15 protein-coding genes are annotated in these 18907 nt (G+C 30.7%); 6 read left to right on the forward strand and 9 right to left on the reverse strand.

Annotated features, from left to right (window positions below; translation table 11 throughout):
* Complete coding sequence (locus Spiro2_RS00375) at window positions 1–483, reverse strand: hypothetical protein (RefSeq protein WP_338636324.1); 483 nt, start codon at window positions 481–483, stop codon at window positions 1–3.
* A gap of 3 nt (window positions 484–486) precedes the next feature.
* Window positions 487–2325 (reverse strand): DUF6178 family protein, encoded by a 1839-nt coding sequence (locus Spiro2_RS00380; RefSeq protein WP_338636325.1) that lies wholly within the window; start codon window positions 2323–2325, stop codon window positions 487–489.
* Between the two features lie 165 nt (window positions 2326–2490).
* Between Spiro2_RS00380 and Spiro2_RS00385 the strand changes: the two genes are divergently transcribed.
* Complete coding sequence (locus Spiro2_RS00385; protein WP_338636326.1) at window positions 2491–3429, forward strand: MBL fold metallo-hydrolase; 939 nt, start codon at window positions 2491–2493, stop codon at window positions 3427–3429.
* A gap of 85 nt (window positions 3430–3514) precedes the next feature.
* Window positions 3515–5446, forward strand: a complete 1932-nt coding sequence (locus tag Spiro2_RS00390) for a 3'-5' exonuclease (protein WP_338636327.1) — start codon at window positions 3515–3517, stop codon at window positions 5444–5446.
* Here Spiro2_RS00390 and Spiro2_RS00395 read toward each other — a convergent pair.
* On the reverse strand, window positions 5443–5910 hold the full coding sequence (locus tag Spiro2_RS00395; protein ID WP_338636328.1) for a hypothetical protein: 468 nt from the start codon (window positions 5908–5910) through the stop codon (window positions 5443–5445). The two genes, Spiro2_RS00390 and Spiro2_RS00395, sit on opposite strands and share 4 nt — an antisense overlap.
* A gap of 222 nt (window positions 5911–6132) precedes the next feature.
* On the opposite strand from Spiro2_RS00395, the gene Spiro2_RS00400 reads away from it, so the two are divergent.
* On the forward strand, window positions 6133–7188 hold the full coding sequence (locus Spiro2_RS00400) for a SurA N-terminal domain-containing protein (RefSeq protein ID WP_338636329.1): 1056 nt from the start codon (window positions 6133–6135) through the stop codon (window positions 7186–7188).
* A gap of 2 nt (window positions 7189–7190) precedes the next feature.
* Here Spiro2_RS00400 and Spiro2_RS00405 read toward each other — a convergent pair whose 3' ends face one another.
* Together Spiro2_RS00405 and Spiro2_RS00410 are read right to left on the reverse strand one after the other, a co-directional pair.
* A complete protein-coding gene (locus Spiro2_RS00405) occupies window positions 7191–7733 on the reverse strand; it encodes a hypothetical protein (protein ID WP_338636330.1) in 543 nt (180 codons plus the stop codon).
* Between the two features lie 707 nt (window positions 7734–8440).
* Window positions 8441–10033 carry an APC family permease gene (locus tag Spiro2_RS00410; RefSeq protein ID WP_338636331.1) on the reverse strand — a complete coding sequence of 531 codons (1593 nt, stop codon included), beginning with the start codon at window positions 10031–10033 and terminating at the stop codon, window positions 8441–8443.
* A gap of 148 nt (window positions 10034–10181) precedes the next feature.
* Here Spiro2_RS00410 and Spiro2_RS00415 point away from each other — a divergent pair, with 148 nt between their 5' ends.
* Window positions 10182–11159: an RluA family pseudouridine synthase gene (locus Spiro2_RS00415; RefSeq protein ID WP_338636332.1), complete on the forward strand. Its 978-nt coding sequence runs from the start codon at window positions 10182–10184 to the stop codon at window positions 11157–11159.
* Window positions 11160–11277: 118 nt separating this feature from the next.
* Window positions 11278–12510, forward strand: coding sequence for an isocitrate dehydrogenase (NADP(+)) (icd, locus tag Spiro2_RS00420; RefSeq protein WP_338636333.1), 1233 nt, complete (start codon window positions 11278–11280; stop codon window positions 12508–12510).
* Window positions 12511–12620: 110 nt separating this feature from the next.
* Here the strand turns inward: icd and Spiro2_RS00425 are convergent, their stop codons facing one another.
* The 4 genes from Spiro2_RS00425 to Spiro2_RS00440 all read right to left on the reverse strand — a co-directional run bounded on the left by Spiro2_RS00425 (window position 12621) and on the right by Spiro2_RS00440 (window position 17630).
* Window positions 12621–14063, reverse strand: coding sequence for a ribonuclease domain-containing protein (locus Spiro2_RS00425; RefSeq protein ID WP_338636335.1), 1443 nt, complete (start codon window positions 14061–14063; stop codon window positions 12621–12623).
* 1035 nt (window positions 14064–15098) lie between these two features.
* Window positions 15099–16232: a hypothetical protein gene (locus tag Spiro2_RS00430; RefSeq protein ID WP_338636337.1), complete on the reverse strand. Its 1134-nt coding sequence runs from the start codon at window positions 16230–16232 to the stop codon at window positions 15099–15101.
* Window positions 16229–16750 carry a DUF4365 domain-containing protein gene (locus tag Spiro2_RS00435; RefSeq protein ID WP_338636338.1) on the reverse strand — a complete coding sequence of 174 codons (522 nt, stop codon included), beginning with the start codon at window positions 16748–16750 and terminating at the stop codon, window positions 16229–16231. The genes Spiro2_RS00430 and Spiro2_RS00435 overlap by 4 nt, the downstream gene beginning before the upstream one ends.
* Window positions 16751–16832: 82 nt before the next feature.
* Window positions 16833–17630, reverse strand: a complete 798-nt coding sequence (locus tag Spiro2_RS00440; protein WP_338636339.1) for a hypothetical protein — start codon at window positions 17628–17630, stop codon at window positions 16833–16835.
* Between the two features lie 250 nt (window positions 17631–17880).
* Here Spiro2_RS00440 and Spiro2_RS00445 point away from each other — a divergent pair, with 250 nt between their 5' ends.
* Window positions 17881–18906 (forward strand): hypothetical protein, encoded by a 1026-nt coding sequence (locus Spiro2_RS00445; RefSeq protein ID WP_338636340.1) that lies wholly within the window; start codon window positions 17881–17883, stop codon window positions 18904–18906.
* Window position 18907 lies beyond the last annotated feature (1 nt).

Consider the following 18907-nt stretch of genomic DNA (forward strand, 5'->3'; position numbering starts at 1 on the left):
TTAAGTCTCTGATGAAATTGGGAGAATATCATATCCTCCATAACCATGTTTTGATAAAAATTCGTTAGCATTTATTTCTAGATCAAGGTTACGAATAAAGCCTCTAATGTAAAAAGTTAACCCTTCAAATTCATGTTTGCTCCAGTCTAGTGGAACAAATACAGTACGCTCTTCTGAAAAATAATTAGTCCAATAAATGTCTAAGTAGTCTAGCATTGTTAATGCAATCGCAGAGTTTTGGTAACTTTGATTTGTTTCTTTTATAAATACACATTCTATAGGATATGATTTAGTCATATCTTTTTTTGTTAAAGATATACACAATTGAACTTGGTTTTGATCAAAACTTGATTCGATTTCAAAATGTTCATTATCTAAATAAATCATATGTTTTTTATTAATAAGTTTTGTTACTTTAAATAGCTCGTCGTCTGGCCATGTTGCGGTTAATTTGTTGTTTTTTATGTATGATAATTTTTGCATATTTTACGCCTCCATCAATAAATTATGATGAATATTATTAATAAAAACTCTGGCTGATTCAATCTCATTTAGTGTTTCAAATGGTTTGAAGTTGTTTTGAATTTTTATTGTACTTACTAATTTTTCTGCTGCAAGCAGTTCAGAAAACATAGGCACTTTACCAAACAATGATTCAAATACCAAGAAAAGTTCTTGTGATATATGAGTCTCAATATCGTCAAGCCATTTGTTGATGTCAGGATATCTTTGATTTTCAACTAATTTATTTAAAGGTATTTCTAAATTATTAGAATCACTCATTGTAATAGTTCTTAGAGACTTTAATTTGCCATTATATAAGCTAGTGTCTAAGGAAACAATTTTGTGTCCAAGATCTTTTTGCAAGCCAGTTAGTATGCTCCAACCAATTTGAAATATATATTCTGGTCCTAATAATTGCAGACAGGTGGTTCCTTGTTCGAGATCGGTTTCAGTATTATTAAAGTTTAATTGAAATTCATTAGCATTTAGTAAACAGTACTCTAAACCAATATTGAGTGCACCACGAACTATAAGAAGAGATCGTGCAAGTCCTTCGTTATCGAGCGAATTCATTGCACCTGATACGAGTATATTTGATAAGTTTGCGATTCGTTTTTTTAGATAAATAGATTCTTCCAAACTTTTATTACTTAATTCAATAAAAACTTTTTCAATTAATAATTGAGGTGCAGCTAATTGCTTAATATAAACGCTTTCGGAGCGAAACAACAGCATATTACAATGAGCGATAATTTTTTCTGTACATTCTACAATAAAATCGTCATCTTCATAAAAATATTCTGGTCTTGCATTATCTGAACCAATAATATTTTTTAAAGTATCCTCGCCTAAGGTGTGTTGTAAATAGCGAGTGCCTTCTTCTGGGTCAAGTTTTGATAAAAATTGGACAATTTGATCTTGTAGTTCAGAATTTAAGGACTCATCTGATTTTAATAAATTATAATTATTTTTAGAATTTATTTTTTTTATGGTTTCTATTCTTTTGGATTCTAATTCTTTTTCTTGTTGAATTAATTTTTTAAGATAACTTAGTTCTTTAGGAATAAGAGCTTTTAAAGCATCTTCTTTTGATACAAAACCTTGATCTGCTAATCTAGAATTTTTCCAACGTAACCCAAATTCTAGAGACTCCTGTCTTACAAGCATTGTTGAATGAGCTAAAATTGAAGCTGCTATACGTGCGTTTAAAATATATAAAGAATCTATAAAAGGTTTTAATATTTCAAAATATTCTGGGTCTTCATGACAAATTTTTAAGTAAAATTTATTGTCAGCAGTTTTCCACCAGTTTTCTTTAATGTCTTCGTTAATATGGTAAAGACCTTCTGGAATAATTTCAAAAATTTTTGAAAAAATTAAGACAATGGTTTCTTCTTCGAGTTCGATAATTCTTTGGGCAGCAAATTCTGGAGATATTTCCATCCATAAGCGAATCCATGACATAATTTTACAAGTGGATATATCCCATGTTTCAAATTCCTGTGATTTTTCCCAAATATCAAAATCAAGTATTTTTTGAAGTTGTTCTCCTCTAACCCATTCTACCACCTCTAAGGAATCTTCAAAACCATGCGCCATAATACTGCGGTATAAGGTGTGTGCGGGGGCAATATGGGCAAGAAAAGGCAAGCTTGGTTGACTAATAAGCCAATCAATATCTAGTAGAGCTGGAGCAAAAAGGTTTTCTGAAGCGGGTTTCCATGGAACTCCGCTTCTTGCCATAACCATCTTTTTGTTAATGTTTGGACTCATTTCTTCTGATTCTATAGATAAATTTTTTGGCATATGAAGTTTAAACATTATGATTCACTCCTTGACCTAATTACCTGAAAACAGGCAGTCTTATACTTAGAGAATTTCAATAATAAGTAGATTTTGCACCTGTTTATTGAAGGACGGAAATTTAGGTACCAACTTCAAACAGTCTGCCGTAGCATGTTATACTGAATTGCGGAAGGAGAATTTGTGCCCCTCTCCACACATATGCCTAAAAACGAAAAAAAAACAACAATTTCAGGTACTAAATCCTTAATACAGAGTGAACAGTTCATCACTTTTTGGGGGACAAGAGGAACAATTCCAACTCCAAATGAAGATATGCTTAAATATGGAGGAAATACGTCTTGTGTTGAAGTCTTCTCGATATCAAAAACTAAAAGAACTTCAATAATTTTAGATGCTGGTACGGGAATAATAAAATGCTGTGAAAACGCGCTGTTAAGAGGAGATCGTTCTTTTCATCTTTTACTAACACATATGCACTATGATCATATCATAGGTTTAACAAAATTCATCCCTTTTTTTAGAAAAGACTGTAAAATTCATATTTATGGTCAAGCAAAACTCGGCTCTACATTAAAAGAAATAATCCAAAAATTCTTTAGTAGTCCTTTTTTTCCAATTGAATTTCATCAGTTACCTGCAGTTGAGAATATCATTTTTCATGATTTGAAAGGCAAAAATGATTTTTTAATTGAAGACGTGCTAGTTGAGTTTTTGCCTCTCAATCATCCTCAAGAGGCTGTTGCCTATAAAATTTGGAGTGAAGATAAGCAAAATAGTGTCGTTTATGCTACAGATCATGAGCATGGTACGGAGAAGGACAATGATTTAGAAAAATTTATTAAAAACAGTGACTTATTTATTTACGATTCTACTTTTTCTGATAGCAATTATAAGAACTTTATAGGATGGGGGCATTCTACGGCAAAACAGGGAGCAATATTTGCTCAAAAAACAGACGTAAAATTTTATGCAATTTTTCACCATGACCCTTCAAGTACAGACAATTTTTTAGAGTCAAAAATTTTAAATGAAGCACGAAGTTTCTTTAAAAATAGTTTTCTAGCTGCAGAGCACCAAACCTTAAACATCTCTGAGCTAAAAGTGTTATTGACGGAGTAGTTATATTATGGGAGAGAGTTAGTTTTGGGTTAAGTACTGCTAAAAATAGCAAAATCCAATTTAATAATTCTCTGGAATGATGACAATGGCATTTCAAAATAAAAAACAAAGAACTTCTTTTAAAGCAATACATAAAAATTTTCGTAAAGAATCTATTCTGCCGACAGAAATGATGTCCAACCCAAATCGTCCTCAGTGGCTAAATCTTCTGCCTTCACAAGTTAACATTGTATTTTTTGATTTAGAAACGACCGGAGGAAATCCTCATAATAGTTCAATCATCGAAATTGCGGCTATTAAATATTCGAAGGGTAAGGAAGTTGCTAGGTTTGAAACTCTTGTCAATCCTAAACGACATATTCCAGGTATAGTTCAGAAAATTACAAAAATTACAAATGAAATGGTGGTTAATGCACCTGCTTTTAAAGAAATTTTTGATGATTTTATAAACTTTGTTGGTGATTCTGTCCTGGTAGCTCATGGTGCACAGTGCGATATTTCTTTTATTTCTCATGCAATGAGAGAGTTTAGAAACGAAGAGTTTAAAAATTTCTATTTTTGTACACATCTTATTGTGTCAAATATTTTAAACGAAGCTCCTTCTAAAACACTTTCTGGAGTTGCGAGTTATTTTGAATTGCCTGTGTTAGAAGCGCATAATGCATTAGCTGACGCAGAAATGACAGCAAATATTTTTTGGAGGTTGCTCGAAATAACAGAAAAAATTGGTTTTAGAACATGCGATGATTTATTAAAGTTACAATCAGATGCAGAAACTATTAGAAAGTTGGGGCCAGGAATTAATCCTTCAATTGTTGATAATATACCATCTACTCCAGGAATATTATATGTTTTAAATTCTCATCATGAAATTTCATTTTTAACTGCTTCGTCGAGTATAAAAAAATCTCTGCAACATCTTACTGAAATTGGTTCAGATAAAGAAATGAACAAGATTATTGTTGATGCATCAGGATTTAAATTTGAGCGTTGCAATAATTTACTTGAGGCTTTAATTCAAGAAAAACGAGCTTTAAAAAGAATTTCTCTTACTATAGATCCGAGAAAAGCACAAAATAGAAGTGAAAATTTTTTACAAATATTTATTCCTGATGACATGCTAGATTTTGCTCGAGCTTATCCAGAAAAAGTTCCATTTTTAATTCCGCAGTACGCTGAGTTACATTCTGAAGAAAGCATTGAAAACGAAACACATATTGAGGAAAGTAAGCAAAATACTAATTTGTATGTTACTTTTGGAGAGCAAGACGATTCAGTAATACCAATAACAAGAACTAGAAAAATTAATGATATTTTAAAGTCAGATAAATTTAAAATTTTAAGACATCGAAGTCATGCAAAGGATACATGTATTCGTATTGGTCATCTCAAAGAGGGTATAGGTTATTGTTTTGGGCCATTTTCTCAAGCTAAAGCAGCTTTAGCAGAAGTTTTGGAGATAGCAGAACATTTTCCTTTTGAACACAATTCTTTTACAATGCGAGAAAGATTTGCGCATTTACGGGTTATAATTTCATTACTGAATGGCAATATTGAAAAAGAAATTCATCACTTAGAAAGTGCAAATAAAAAAATAAAAGCAGTCAAAAATTTTTCTAGATGGTTAAGAAATTTAAATTTATTACGCGAAGTAAAAAATGTTACGAGTAACGTAAACTCTTTTATTGTAAAGCAAACTCTTCCCTCTGGATTAAGTGTAATATCAAATAATGATTTTAAAGAGTTTGATATTGCTGTTATTGTAAGAGGTCGAGTTGTTAAAAAAACTAGACTTCCTTTTGAACAAGGAGAACGATTAAAAAGTTCTCGTTATTTTACAAGACTATTTCATGATTATCTTAAAGAAATAAAATCGCCGTTAATGCCTATAGTTTTTACCGATGATGTTTGCTCTGATATGGAATTGTTTAGTTACTGGTTACAAAACAAAAAAGGCGAAGGTGAGTGGGTCAGTTTTTATGAACTTGAAGGCTTATTTAATATTTCATTACTTTAAATTCTATTTTTAGTTTTTGTTTCCTGTTTTTCTAATTCGTTTTTATATAAAAGATCTTTTTGGTTTCTTAATTCGTCTTCTATTTTTAATTCTAGCAAATATTTATCAAACAAGATTTTTCTTAATATCAATACATTATTAGTGTGATTTTTTATTTTTTTACCTATTAAAAATAAATTTTCTAAATAAGATCTTTCGTAGTCAATTCGGTTTAATTCTTTTTTTAGTGTTTCTTTTAATAATTCGTTATGAGAGATATCTTTTAATATTTCTTTATTTAACAATTTACTTTTTATAATTTGCTTGTTTACTATATTTTCGTTAATACGTTCGTGATTTCTTGCTTCTTCAAGTTTATCAAAATGTCTGAGTTCGAGCCTTTTTCTAGCCATAGCGTATTGATGTTGCAATTCTGCAAATCGTTCCCATGTATAAGAATCTGGTGAAAATACATTAACTCTCATAGTTTTATCCATCCAATATGACTTATTTTACTTATCGGAATTTTTAAATTATAAATAAAATAGTTATTGTAAATTATTGATATTTATGATTTAATTATTTTTGTTACGTAACCATTTAATATTGTTTATCAATGTTATGTTTTTGCATTTTTTATTGAATTGGTTTAGGTAAAATAAGGGGTTAAAGTTTTTTTAAAATGAAAGACTCTATCGGAGATTTTGATGTATCTTTTTAAAATAATAAATTTATTGGTATTTTCCTTGGTATTTTATTCGTGTTCCACGACATTTGACAATGCACAAAATAAAAAATCCAATCAAATCATAACAACTCTTGCTCCCACAACACCTTTTGAGTCCAATACAATAGACGGGGTTTTAGCAACAGTCACAGATCAAGTTATACTTCTGAGTGATTTACAACATGCAGTTTTGGTAGCAAGTCAGGGGCAAACTAGACTTTTGGCAAGTGGTCAGTTGGTTGGAGGCTCGTTAACGCAAAATCATGCACAACAAATTTTAGACACATTAATTAATCAAAAAGTATTGCAAATTAAATCACAGGAACTTGGTTTTGATGTTCCAGATGAAGAATTAACTGCAAGAATTCAAGACTTTTTGAGTCAAAGAGGTTTTTCTGAAACTGAGCTAGAAGAGCAACTTACAAAAAGTAATAAAAGTTTAGAAGAATATCGTAGTGAATTTAAAAACGAACTACTTAAGCAACAGCTTATAGGCAGAGTTATTAGTCCTATGGTTAATGTTAGCGATGATGAAGTTAAATCTTTTTATCTACAACAAACTGGCGGCGTAAAACAAGTTAGTGCAGTTAGGTTGAGAAGCTTATTAATTAAACTATCAGAAAATCAAACCGCTCAAGCAACAGAACTACCTATTGTTAAAATGCTAAATCAAAAAATAGCTGAGGGTGAAAATTTTGCTGAACTTGTAAAAAAATACTCTATGGAAGCAGATGCAAACGTAACCGAAGGGTTACTGCCTCCTAAACCAGTCTCTAATCTTCCTTCCGAAGTAAGAGAGCGTTTAGTTAACTTAAAGCCAGGACAAATTATTGGACCTATTGTATTGGGTAGGTCATTATTTTTCTTTGAATATATAGGAGCAAATTTTTCGACTGAAAGTGATTTGGAGAAAAACTTTGCATCATGGAAAAATAAATTACAAGAAATAAAATTTTCTGAGAGAATGGTTGAGTATTTAAAAGCAGAAAGATCTAAGCTTAAGGCGAATATTCGTCCTTTTGAGTTTATAAGATAATATTAACTTAAAAGATTTAATATCTTAATTAAATTTTGTTTGCTTTCAAAGAATATTCTTATTTCTCCCGCACCTGTTTTTTCAAACGAAACCCTACAATGCGTATTAAATTTATTTTTTATTTTTTGTTCTGCAGATAAAGCTTCTTCCAAATAATATACTGGATTTGTTATTACATCTTTTTGAATAATTTTCTTTTTAGAAATTTTATTGGTTCTTTTTAAAACAGGTTTAGCGTTTGAACCTGATTTTATTAAATTTTCAACTTCTTTCTTTAGTAGTTTAAATTCTTCTTTTTCGCATTGTTTTCGTTTTGCTGCAAAAATATCTAATAGTATTTGGCGCGTAAAGACTTCTGGATACAGTTTAATTTGATTCTTAACTTCTTCTGGAATGCGAGCAAGCCAAATTGCTCTTCTAATTGTTTGAGGATGTTGTGATTCTTGATGTGAAATTTCAGTAATGCTTTTTCCTGCTACCCATTCATTACGCCAAATTTCACCTAATTCTAAAAATCTAATTCCTGGTTTTCTAGATCCCGCCATTGATTGTCCTTACTCTTAAAAATTTTTTAACTAAATGTCATATTTGTTATAAAATTATTGTGTTATTATTCGTTTCTTTTAAAAAACTATTTTATTTCTAATTTTTAAAGTAGAAAATTTTGTTGTTTTTTCAGAAAAAATTTTTAAGTAAAAGCTTGGAAAGTTTTTATATAAAGTTACTTTATAATTTTTTATTTTTATTAGTGTAAACTTTTTTATGTAATAATGTCCTGTAAGCATAATTTCAAAATCCTTTTAAAAAGACTTGTTTACTATAGAAAAAGATTTGTTTAAAGCCAAATTAAAAAAAGAAAAATTCTATTGTATTGTTTGGATTATCACATTTTTTACCTTTAACACATTTAGTCTGTTTTTAAATTTTTGCGAAACTTGTTTTTTTAAACTTAAAAACCGCTGTGCTACTTTGCATTGAGTTTCTGTAACATCTAAAACTGGGAAAAATTAATCTTAAAGTAATCTTAAAGTAATCTTATAATGAATATTTTTTAATAATATTAAATACTTATTTATTAAATTCAACTCGCAATGTGGTTTTATCTCGGTTTTTTTATGGTGTTTTTATATTATTTATTGATATTTATAAATTTTGCAAATTGCTATTGAATGCTTTTATGCAAAATTATTTTGTTTATTTAGTATAATAAAAATTTTTTAAAAATGTACGATGCTGCTGTAATTAATAAGTATTAATTTTTTGACTTGGTATGTTTTTGCATTAGCTTATTATAAATTTTATTTGATTCTGATTTGTTTAGCGAGGTTTTGTTAGAAAGTATAAATATAATTATACTATTTATTGCAACCACCAAGAAAGATAACTCCATACTAATAATTCCAATTCCGCCTCCAAAAGTGCTTAGATAAGAAATGATTCCAGAAAAAACAAGGTATACAGCAAGCCAAATAAAAGACTTAAGATGCAATATTTCATTTTTATTATTTTTATTAAAAATATGTGTAAAAGAAAAGACTATCACACCTAAGAATACTGCAAATATTAATTTCCATAGTGTATTCCATCCAGTCCAAAGTAACATTAAATTACAAATATAAAATGCAAATAAAGAAATTAAATTATAAAATGGAAGTTTAAATGGTCTTTCAATTGAAGCAAAATTTTTACGAAATATTGGTAAACATAATGGGCCACAAGCAAGAGTTAACACAATTGCAGAAGATAAAAATGCAATCATTGATTGCCAGCCAGAAAAAGGTAAAAATAAAAGTAAACCAATAATATAGTTTGCAATAATTGCAAGCCATGGAATAGAAAATCGATTTACTTTTGCAAAAGCTTTTGGAGCATCATTTTGTAAACTTATTGAATATAAAATTCTTGAAGAAGCAGCAACATATCCAACAGCTGTACCTAATGGAGAAATAAAAGCATCGACATATAAAACTTTAACCATAAAACCTAAACCTAATGCTAAAAATATTCCTGCAAAAGGTCCTGAATCACCACTAAATTGAATTTTATCCCATCCAGCTGCAACTGCAGAAGGATCGATTGCTAAAATAAAACCCAACTGCAAGAGTGTATATAACAGCATGCATGCAGCAATTGATCCAAATAATGCTATAGGTATTGATTTTTGAGGATTTTTTGCTTCTCCTGCAACAAAAATAGCAGTTTGAAAACCAAAAAAAGAAAAGCTTACTCCGCCTATTGCGATGGAAGAAAGAACACCGGTAAAACCAAATGGCGCAAACTCAGAAGATGTTAAGTTTGATGGGTGAATTTGTGTTGTTAAAAGTAATATTGCAACGGATAATGGAACAATTAATTTCCATACTACCACAAGCTTTGTCGTTTCGGTCATGATTTTAACGCCAACTATATTAATAAAAGACATTATTCCTAATAATAAAGCGGCAAATAATAAGCCTTTATCAGTAAGAACTTGATTATTATTTATTTTTTCGGTTAAATTTGGAATATAGTTTGAAGCGTATTGCAGTATTGCTTGAACTTCAATTGGTGCAATAACCATTGTCCAGAGCCATGTTATCCATGCAAAAATCGCACCTGTCATTTTACCATGACTGAGGGTGACAAAAGCTGTTGAGCCTCCACTTAGTGGAAGCATTGTTGAAAGTTCTGCAAATGTTAGAGCAATGATACCGACACAAAAACCACCTATAATCCATGAAAGTATTGCTGCTGGTTCAGCCGTTTGGGCAGTGTAAAACGAGCCAAATAACCAACCGGAGCCAATAATAGATCCAATTGATAAAAAAAGGAGGCTAGTTTTTGAAATATTTCTCTTTAGTTCCATATTTTGACTTGCCTTTAAAAGAGAGTAGTGGGTTCCGCTAACCATGTAGTAGGTGTAAGACGGACTGAACAGGTTTTTATGCATGAAAACATTTGGCCTGTCATCCAAAAGACAAAAATTTTTTTACTGGGTTTTAGAAGGGTTTTAAATGTTAAAATCAAAAAAGTCTTTAGTTACATTTGAGCACAACGGACAAAGGTTTGATATAGTTGCTGCAGAATTGTTTAAAGAAATGAGTCGCAAGAAAATTAAAGCAATTATAGATTCAGGTGGAGCTTATATTAATAAACGGAGAGTAATTGTTGCAAAAACAGTAGTTAAAACTGGAGATAAAATTGAAATTTTTTGGGAAGAAAATGCTCAAAGTTTATCAAATGCAAGTAAACAATCAGTTACTAGTGTAAATAAAACCTTAGGTACGTATATAAGTAAAGAAACGTGTGTTTTTGAAAACGAGGATTTTTTTATTATAAACAAACCAGCAGGAATTTCTAGCCAAGCGACTCTTACTTCTGATAAAGATTCCATAATTTTTGCATTAAATAAGTTTGACCCAAATAAGTTTAATTTAAAAAAAATGTTTTTGGTGCATAGACTAGATAAAGAAACATCCGGTTTAATGATTATCGCTAAAAATCAGAATTCTCAAAAGATTTTTGAAAATTTATTTAGAGATAAAAAAATTAATAAGACTTACGATGCAATATGTTATTTCGCTCCAAAAAATCTCGAAGGAGAAATTAATTTTCCTATTGCAAAAGATAATACAAGAAAAAATTGTTATTTTGCAGTTACTAACATAAAATCTAAAATTAAAGATCAAAAACAAGCATCAACGTATTATAAAGTAACAAAAATATTTAAAAATAATGAAGCATCATTAATGAGATGTAATCCAAAAACGGGTAGAACACATCAAATTAGAGTCCACCTTTCTGCAATTGGATGCCCATTATTTGGTGATAAAACTTATTCTCAAAATATTTATGGTCATCGGTTTTCACAACTTGCTATTCGTCATATGTTGCATGCAAGTGAGCTTGAGTTTGAAGTAAATGGAAAAATATTTCATTTTACTTCAAACTTGCCAGAAGATTTTGAACGCATAATTAAAACTCTAGAATAACTAGGATATTTTTTATTCTTTAAATTTGTTATGCTCTCTTGAAAATTGTTTCTTTGTATTTTAGAAAAGGGTAACCTTATTGCAACATCAATTTTAAAAATTGAGGAGGATTTTTTAAATGGCTTATAAACTGATTACGGTTCCAAAGAGTGGTTCGCATATTCAAGCAGATGCGAAAGGAAAATTAACTGTTCCCGATAATCCAATCATTCCTTACATTGAAGGTGATGGCACAGGGCCTGATATTTGGAAAGCATCCCAAATGGTGTTTGATGCTGCTGTGCAAAAAGCATTTGGTGGCAAAAAACAAATTCACTGGATGGAAGTTCCTGCAGGCGAAAAATCATTTAACAATCATGGTAATTGGCTTCCAGATGAAACGATTGACGCAATTAAAGAATACCGCGTTGCGATAAAAGGCCCTTTAACCACTCCTGTTGGTGGCGGTATTAGAAGTTTAAACGTTGCGCTGCGTCAAATTTTAGATTTGTACCAGTGCGTTCGTCCTGTGCGTTGGTATACCAACGTGCCATCGCCAGTGCGTGAGCCGCAAAAAGTAAATATGTGTATTTTTCGCGAAAATACAGAAGATATTTACGCTGGAATCGAATTTAAAGCTGGTACCGAAGAACAAAAAAAGCTTCGCGATTTTCTTGTCAATACGCTTGGCAAAAAAGTACGTGAAGACTCCGGCCTTGGCATAAAGCCAATCAGCGAATTTGGTTCAAAACGTTTGGTAAGAGCAGCAATCAATTATGCAATTAAAAATAAATGCAAAAGCGTTACTCTTGTGCATAAGGGTAACATTATGAAGTTCACTGAAGGCGCGTTTCGTGATTGGGGATACGAAGTTGCTAAATCTGAGTTTCGTGATCAGTGTGTCACTTGGGAAGAGTGCAATGGCAATGCTCCAGCAGGTAAAATTTTAGTGAAAGATGCGATTGCAGACAATATGTTTCAACAAGCACTGTTAAGACCTGATGAGTATGAAGTTTTGGCATGTACAAATTTAAACGGTGACTATCTTTCTGATGCATTGGCAGCGCAAGTTGGTGGCTTAGGCATTGCCCCTGGTGCTAATATTGGCGATGGTTATGCATTGTTTGAAGCAACCCATGGAACAGCTCCTAAATACGCTGGTCAAGATAAAGTAAATCCAGGCTCTGTAATTCTTAGCGGAAATATGATGTTTGAATATTTGGGTTGGCACGAAGTTGTTACTTTAATTGAAAAAGCATTTGAAAAAACGTTGGCACAAAAAGTTGTAACATATGATTTTGCGCGCCAGTTACCGGGTGCAAAAGAAGTGAAATGTTCTGAGTTTGCTAAAGCAATTATTGCCAATATGTAATAATAACTGTTTCTTTATTTTTATAATTAAAAAAGAGAGCGAATAATGCGCTCTCTTTTTTTTGTGAATACTATGTCTCTGTGAACAAAAATTTAATATGTAAAGAATTTTTAAGGAATTATTGTAACAGGAGTCATCTCTTTAAATGATACATAATGATCTTTTGTAAACCATCTTTTTCCAGTGGTTTTATCAAAAACAACTCTTTTTGCATCGCGTTTTTGTTGTCCTTGATATTGAATATCCATTTCATAATATTCAGGTCTATAAAATGGTTTAGATTCTTTTCCTGTTGGTAGTTTCTTTTCATTATTCCAAAATCTTTTGTATTTATTTTGGCTAAAGTCAATTGTATCTGTTAAATATTTAGCTCTATGAGGAATCTCTGGTTTTTTTCTCTGAACGACTTCAAACGGGGTATCATCTTCGTCAGAAGGATGAATTTCACTATTAGATTTCGTTTTTTCTAATGAAGGAAAGCCTGATACATTATTGTTTTCTTCAACTGGTTTGGGCTTTGCTACAACATTTCCACTAACATTAGCGCGCCCTTTTTCTCGTATTGTGGGATGCTCAACAACACCCCTCGCTGGAGGAATACCTCCTTTTGGTCTTATATTTCCAGGAACTAAAACTTCGAGAGAAGGTTCTTTCGTAGGGCCTCCCGTAACGAGATCGAGAGCCGCACCTGTAAGAATTTCATCTAAATGTATTCCCCAACCACTACCAAGAGCTAAGCCGTGCTTATATTCCCAATTGCTACAAATTTGGTCGCCAGCTTTAATAAAGCCCCAATCAGTCGCTGCAATACTCCAGGAAGCAACTCCAACTTGATCATAGTCGGGGCCAAATGAATTTGTACAAGTGTTAATTAATTCTCGACAAACGTAATTCCATCTTACGTATTCCTTTAATTTTGACTTATTAAATTGTTCTATTTGATGAATTGACTCTCGAGATTGTCTTGATAAGTGATAATTATGGTGGAGTTTTTTTTCTTCAATAACAAAATTTTTAAAAACTTTTTGAAAATCTACTTCTGAAATTGTTTCAAACCATTTTAGCTCTTTTGATTCTAGCTTTTTTAAATAATCTGGTGATTCGCTTGCATAAACTTCATCATTTAATTCTTTCTGAGAGTCTTCAATGACGCCATGCCGCTTTTTGACAAGATGATGTGGTTCGGGAAATTCATCATTTACTTTATTTCGGAAATGATAAACATCTCGAGTATTTCGTGGTTTTGGTTTTTCTCCATCGTCAAAATGAATCTTAAAACCAGTGTGCAAGGAGTGATCTAAAACCTGAGATATCCATAATGATCCCTTAATCCAGTAACCCCCTTCATCATGGGGAGCCCAAGAAGGATATTTTGGATTCAGATTTGGTTTAGCCCATTGCCATTGTGTGGAATCATTTTTATTCACACAAAATAAATACGAACCCATCCCTTCACTATATAATACTTCCGCATTCACTTTTTGTTGTGAAAATGCAGTAAAAACTCCTGCCATCGCAATTGCAATATTTTTGCATTTTTTTTTAAAAAACAAAAAACACCTCCTTTAGTTATAAAGTTTTAGATAAAAAATTATTGTTATTTTTTATTTTAATAATATGATTATATTTGATTTATTTTTTTGATATTCTTAATAAATAAAGACTACCAATTTGTTTTTTGGTTATCATTAAAATTTTTTAAAATGAAGAGATTGGAAAAAAAAATTAAAATATTTTAAAATTTTTTACAAAATGATTAAAAATTGCATTAAATTAAAGCGTTTTTGTTAAAATTTGCATTAAAAAGTGTCTTTTGTAGATTTATTTATATGTTTTTTTACATATATTGTCTTTTTTTTAGGTAGATTTTTTAAAAAATAGCTTACCAATAAAATTTTTAAATAAAATTATTGAGTTTTATTTTTTTAAGAAAAAAAAGCTGCGTTTCCTCCTTTTACAAGAAGAAACGCAGCATGAAGCTCAAACTACAACATAATATTGAGAATTAATGAGATTGGGGGAGTGTACTCAAGACTTTGAGAACAGTTGATTTTTGGTATGTTTGCAGAAAAGGTTGGATTACCAAGCCTAAAAAAAGAGGGAAACATGTTGCGGTTGATGACAACAGATCCCATATGGTCGAGGCTAGCGCCATTGCTTAAAGTTTGGTGTTTGACAAAAATTATTTTTAAGAATTCGTGGCGAATTACATAATGAATTGAATTTTTTGATTCAATAATCGTTAAGGCACATCAAGATTTAGTGAATTGAAAGTGTAAGAAAAGAGAATATTTTATAATTACTGAGCAGCTATGTCAGTAGATTAAAGTTTTTAAACTACCTTTTGCGCTTGGCTGAGGGCAAGAATATCTCTTTCGCTAAGGGGTATAACCAATAGCGCCTAAGAGTTCGGCGTAAAAAGTAAAATCGTGTAGTTCTTGAGCGTACTCTTGGTGCATAAATGCTTCGATCGTGCGATTTCCGATTGTATTAAAATGCGCCAGTTAGATTGCAATGAAGGGAGTCAATAGCAATTGCATGTAAATGGCTCATGCAATAATGGCAAAGGTGCTTATAGAACCACATTTTTATATTTGCACAAAATCACTATAGCCAGTTAAAAGCCATGTTCTTCCTGATTTTTCGAGAGTTCCGTTAATTTTGACTTGCTTTTTATCACGATGCCAATTGCACGCTTTGATATAATCAGCTTTGTTTAAAGCAACAGTGATTTTTTTGGGCAAGTCGTCTTCGTTTGTTTTAATAATAACTGTGTTTTCGATTTCTTCGTCGGTTTCATCTGCAATATTGTCCCGCGATAAACAACATATATTTCCTATAATAAATACTTTTCTTGAAGAAATTGATCCACGAAGAACGTTTCCAATTGATCTTAAAGTATCAAATGTTCTTTCTTCAATTATGACAGAAGTATTAGGTAAGTTTTTTGAAGGTAAAGATTGATCCCAAATTGCGCTAATTTCGACGCTCAAATTAATTCCGTCTTTTTTAAAGTTTGCTAAAGCATCTGCTAGATTTGCATTTAAACTTGTTTTAAATTCATTGTCTAGATCAATTGAATCTCCATTAATTGCAATTGATCTTGCTTTTTGGGCGCTTTTAATGATTCTTGTAATAACTCTTCTTTGTATAGGATCTACATTCTCTGTCTCTTGCTTGATGGACAATTGGTGATGAAATATATGAATTGGTTGCAAATCAAGAGGCATATCCACTGAGATGACAAAACTACCTATTTCGGTTTGTCCAAAACGAGATTTTTCTATGATTCTTTTAGCATCTTTTAATGCTCTATTAAACATAGGCTTAGCAGATATTTCTGCGCATGCAGAATAAACAAGTATATCCCTAATATTTTCAATTGCAATTAATGTGTATTCAAGAGGCAGACTTCCTGCAGCGGTTCCAGCACCAATAAATCTAAACTTTAAAGTATCAACAGATGGGGATGTAATATTTTTTATAATAGAATTCATATCCCTTTCTTCTAATTGAGATAAAGTGTTAATTACATTAAAAAGGGATTGTTGATAATCTTTAGAATAAGTGTTTTTAGGAACAAAAACAATTAAGTCTGTATTTTGAAATTTATATTTGAAATTTTCATTTAAGTTATATTTTTCTTCAATCCAACCAGATCTTGATAGGTACGATTGAACAAATTCTGGTGTGATAGATGATAAATTTTGAATTAAATTCATATTTTAACCCCTTCTTTGATATTTTTAAAAAAATTTTTCAGGGCTTCTGGAGTAAATTTTTGTGTTACAGGAATTTCAATTCTCTTTGAAGAATTATTTTTTATTTCTTCTTTTCCATGCAAAGAAATCCAATAAGCACAATGTCGAATTTCTAGCCGTTTTTCATCTTGTAAAATCCATTCCGCTTCATTTTTGGGTATTTTAAGTACAATCAGTATTCTTTGAGTATTTACTTCTTTAATAATAAGATCATTATATGTTTTTGCCTCTAGATCGTAAATAATAAAATCCTTTTTAACTTCTATATTGTGTGAGCATTTTAATTGAACATCAATAGCCACCCCTGATTCGATAAATCTTTTTGTGCCATCTGGTCTTTGTATAGAAGTGACTTCTTTTAAAGTTAAGTCAATTCCATAATCATTTTCGGGCTTTGATATATTTACCCCCGCCTTAGCAGCAATCGCTCTTACGTATGCGATGCTTAAATTTTCTTTAATATTTTGAATTGTTGTCATGGGAATCTTTCAAATATAAATAGTAAATAGTTTACTACGTATCTTATATATAATATTTTTTTAAACAAAAAAAATGCGGCAATTACAACTTCTCTATTTCCTTTTGCGCTTGGCTTAAGGCAAGAATATCTCTTTCGCTAAGGGTATAACCAATAGCGCCTAAGAGTTCGGCGTAAAAAGTAAAATCGTGCAGTTCTTGAGCGTACTCTTGTTTTAGCTCTGCTGCTGAAAGTGGTTTTTCTTGTAAAAAAATATTTAAGCCTTCTGTTGTGCACAAAGCCGCCAGTAATAAGGGCATGTGTCCAATGGCACTTCTGCCCAGCTCCTTACGCTCAAAAATTTGCAGTTCATTTTGCATGCTAAATCCTTTCTGCATAACCGTATCGATTGTTCGATGCGGTTTTTTTTGTGCGCACAGCTCTGGAGAATCAATGCTGTGGTAAAAAATACATATAGAGGGTTGGATTTCAAATATCCCGCAATGCCCTACCATTGGCTGATTAGGGGTATCTTGCCGAAAAAAAGGGCACGGTAGTGCTTCTAACAAAAAATTTTTTTGATCTTTTTCGGTTAGGGGTAGATTACCAATTTTGTTTGCTATTTTAAAATACTTATCTACATAAGAAAATAAACATTCTGAGAGTTCTTTTAAATTATGACCATCAACAATTAATTGGTTTAACAACACAAATGCTTCACCAATAGTGACAGGTATCATTGCAAAATGGCAGCATGCCCCACACCCTTTTTGGCAGCTTTTTGCCTCATTGGGATATTTTTGTATAAACTGTGTCGTATTTTGTTCAATTTGTTTTTTTTGTTCTTGGTATAAGTTTAAAATAAATGGGATAAATTTTTGAACTGCAAGGGAGTATTCCATAAAAAACCTTTCTTCTAATGGGTTCTGATAATTTCTAATACATTGATTTTTAATTTATGTTAAATAATTTTTTAAAAAAAATGAATTATTTAAAATTTAAATTTGCTCCACCAGATAGATTACCAATAATAAAATATTTTTTAGATAATATGCATTGACTTGCTAAAAAATTAAAAATATTTGAATGTCTGAAATAGGATTTATGTTTTTGCATTAAAAAATAAGAGTAAAATGGTTATTATTTTTAAACATGAAGAAATTAATATTAAACTTATTAAAAATACTGCTGTGTTTTTGTTATTTACAGTCAGTTAGTGCAAATGTAAATGTAATTTCTTGGTGGGGATATTTTTCACAAGATGTTATTAAAGCTTTAGGGAATAAATGCAACACAACAGTTTCTGTCGATATATACTATTCAAATGCAGAGTTTTTACGAAAAATGGATAAATACAAATATTCCGTTGCGGTGTTTGGCAATGGTTCGTATGATATGATTGAAAAAAAAATCGACTCCTCAAGCAAGCATTTTAATAATGTAACAAATTTATACCATAAGGATGTATTAAAAAAATTTAAAAAACAAAAATATTATAAAAATACAGCAATATTTAATATGGCAACTTCTGGATTTTTGTATAATGCAGATTTAATGGATATTAATGCAAATTTAAGCATTAAAACAATTTTTGATAATGCTAAAAAAAATAAAATTACACTGATTGATGATCTGTTTGAAACACTAAAACTAATATCAAATGGAAAAAATGTTTCGGATTTAGAACTCAATGAATCTCACTTTGAGCAATTTTTAGATCTTATTAAAAATAAAAATGTAATTATTACCAATGACAATATTCAACATGTAAAATATCAAGATTTTGGTTTTTCTTTAACTTGGAATGGCATTGCAATGAAGCGAATTTTAGAAACCCCTACCTCAAATTTAAAATTTGCGTTGCATCCAGAAGTTTCTTATATTGAATACGAATTGGTAGCACCTTTGAGCAATCATAAAAATGCAATTTGTGTAGCACAAGCTATTGCCAGCCCAAGTATTATAGAAATAGTTATAAATAAAAACTATTATTATTCTCCCTTTGGAATTTCAAATGACATTAAAAACAAAGCGATAATAGATGCCAATGCAGAATTTTTTATGGTATTAGAATCGTTAAAATTTTTAACTGTCAAAAAAAATAAAAATTATGCAAATATTATAAATATGTGGGATAAAATAAAATTTTTTAATAATAAAAAAAAGGAGATTGAGTAAT

Source organism: Spirobacillus cienkowskii, assembly GCF_037081835.1.
Lineage (GTDB): Bacteria > Bdellovibrionota_B > Oligoflexia > Silvanigrellales > Silvanigrellaceae > Silvanigrella > Silvanigrella cienkowskii.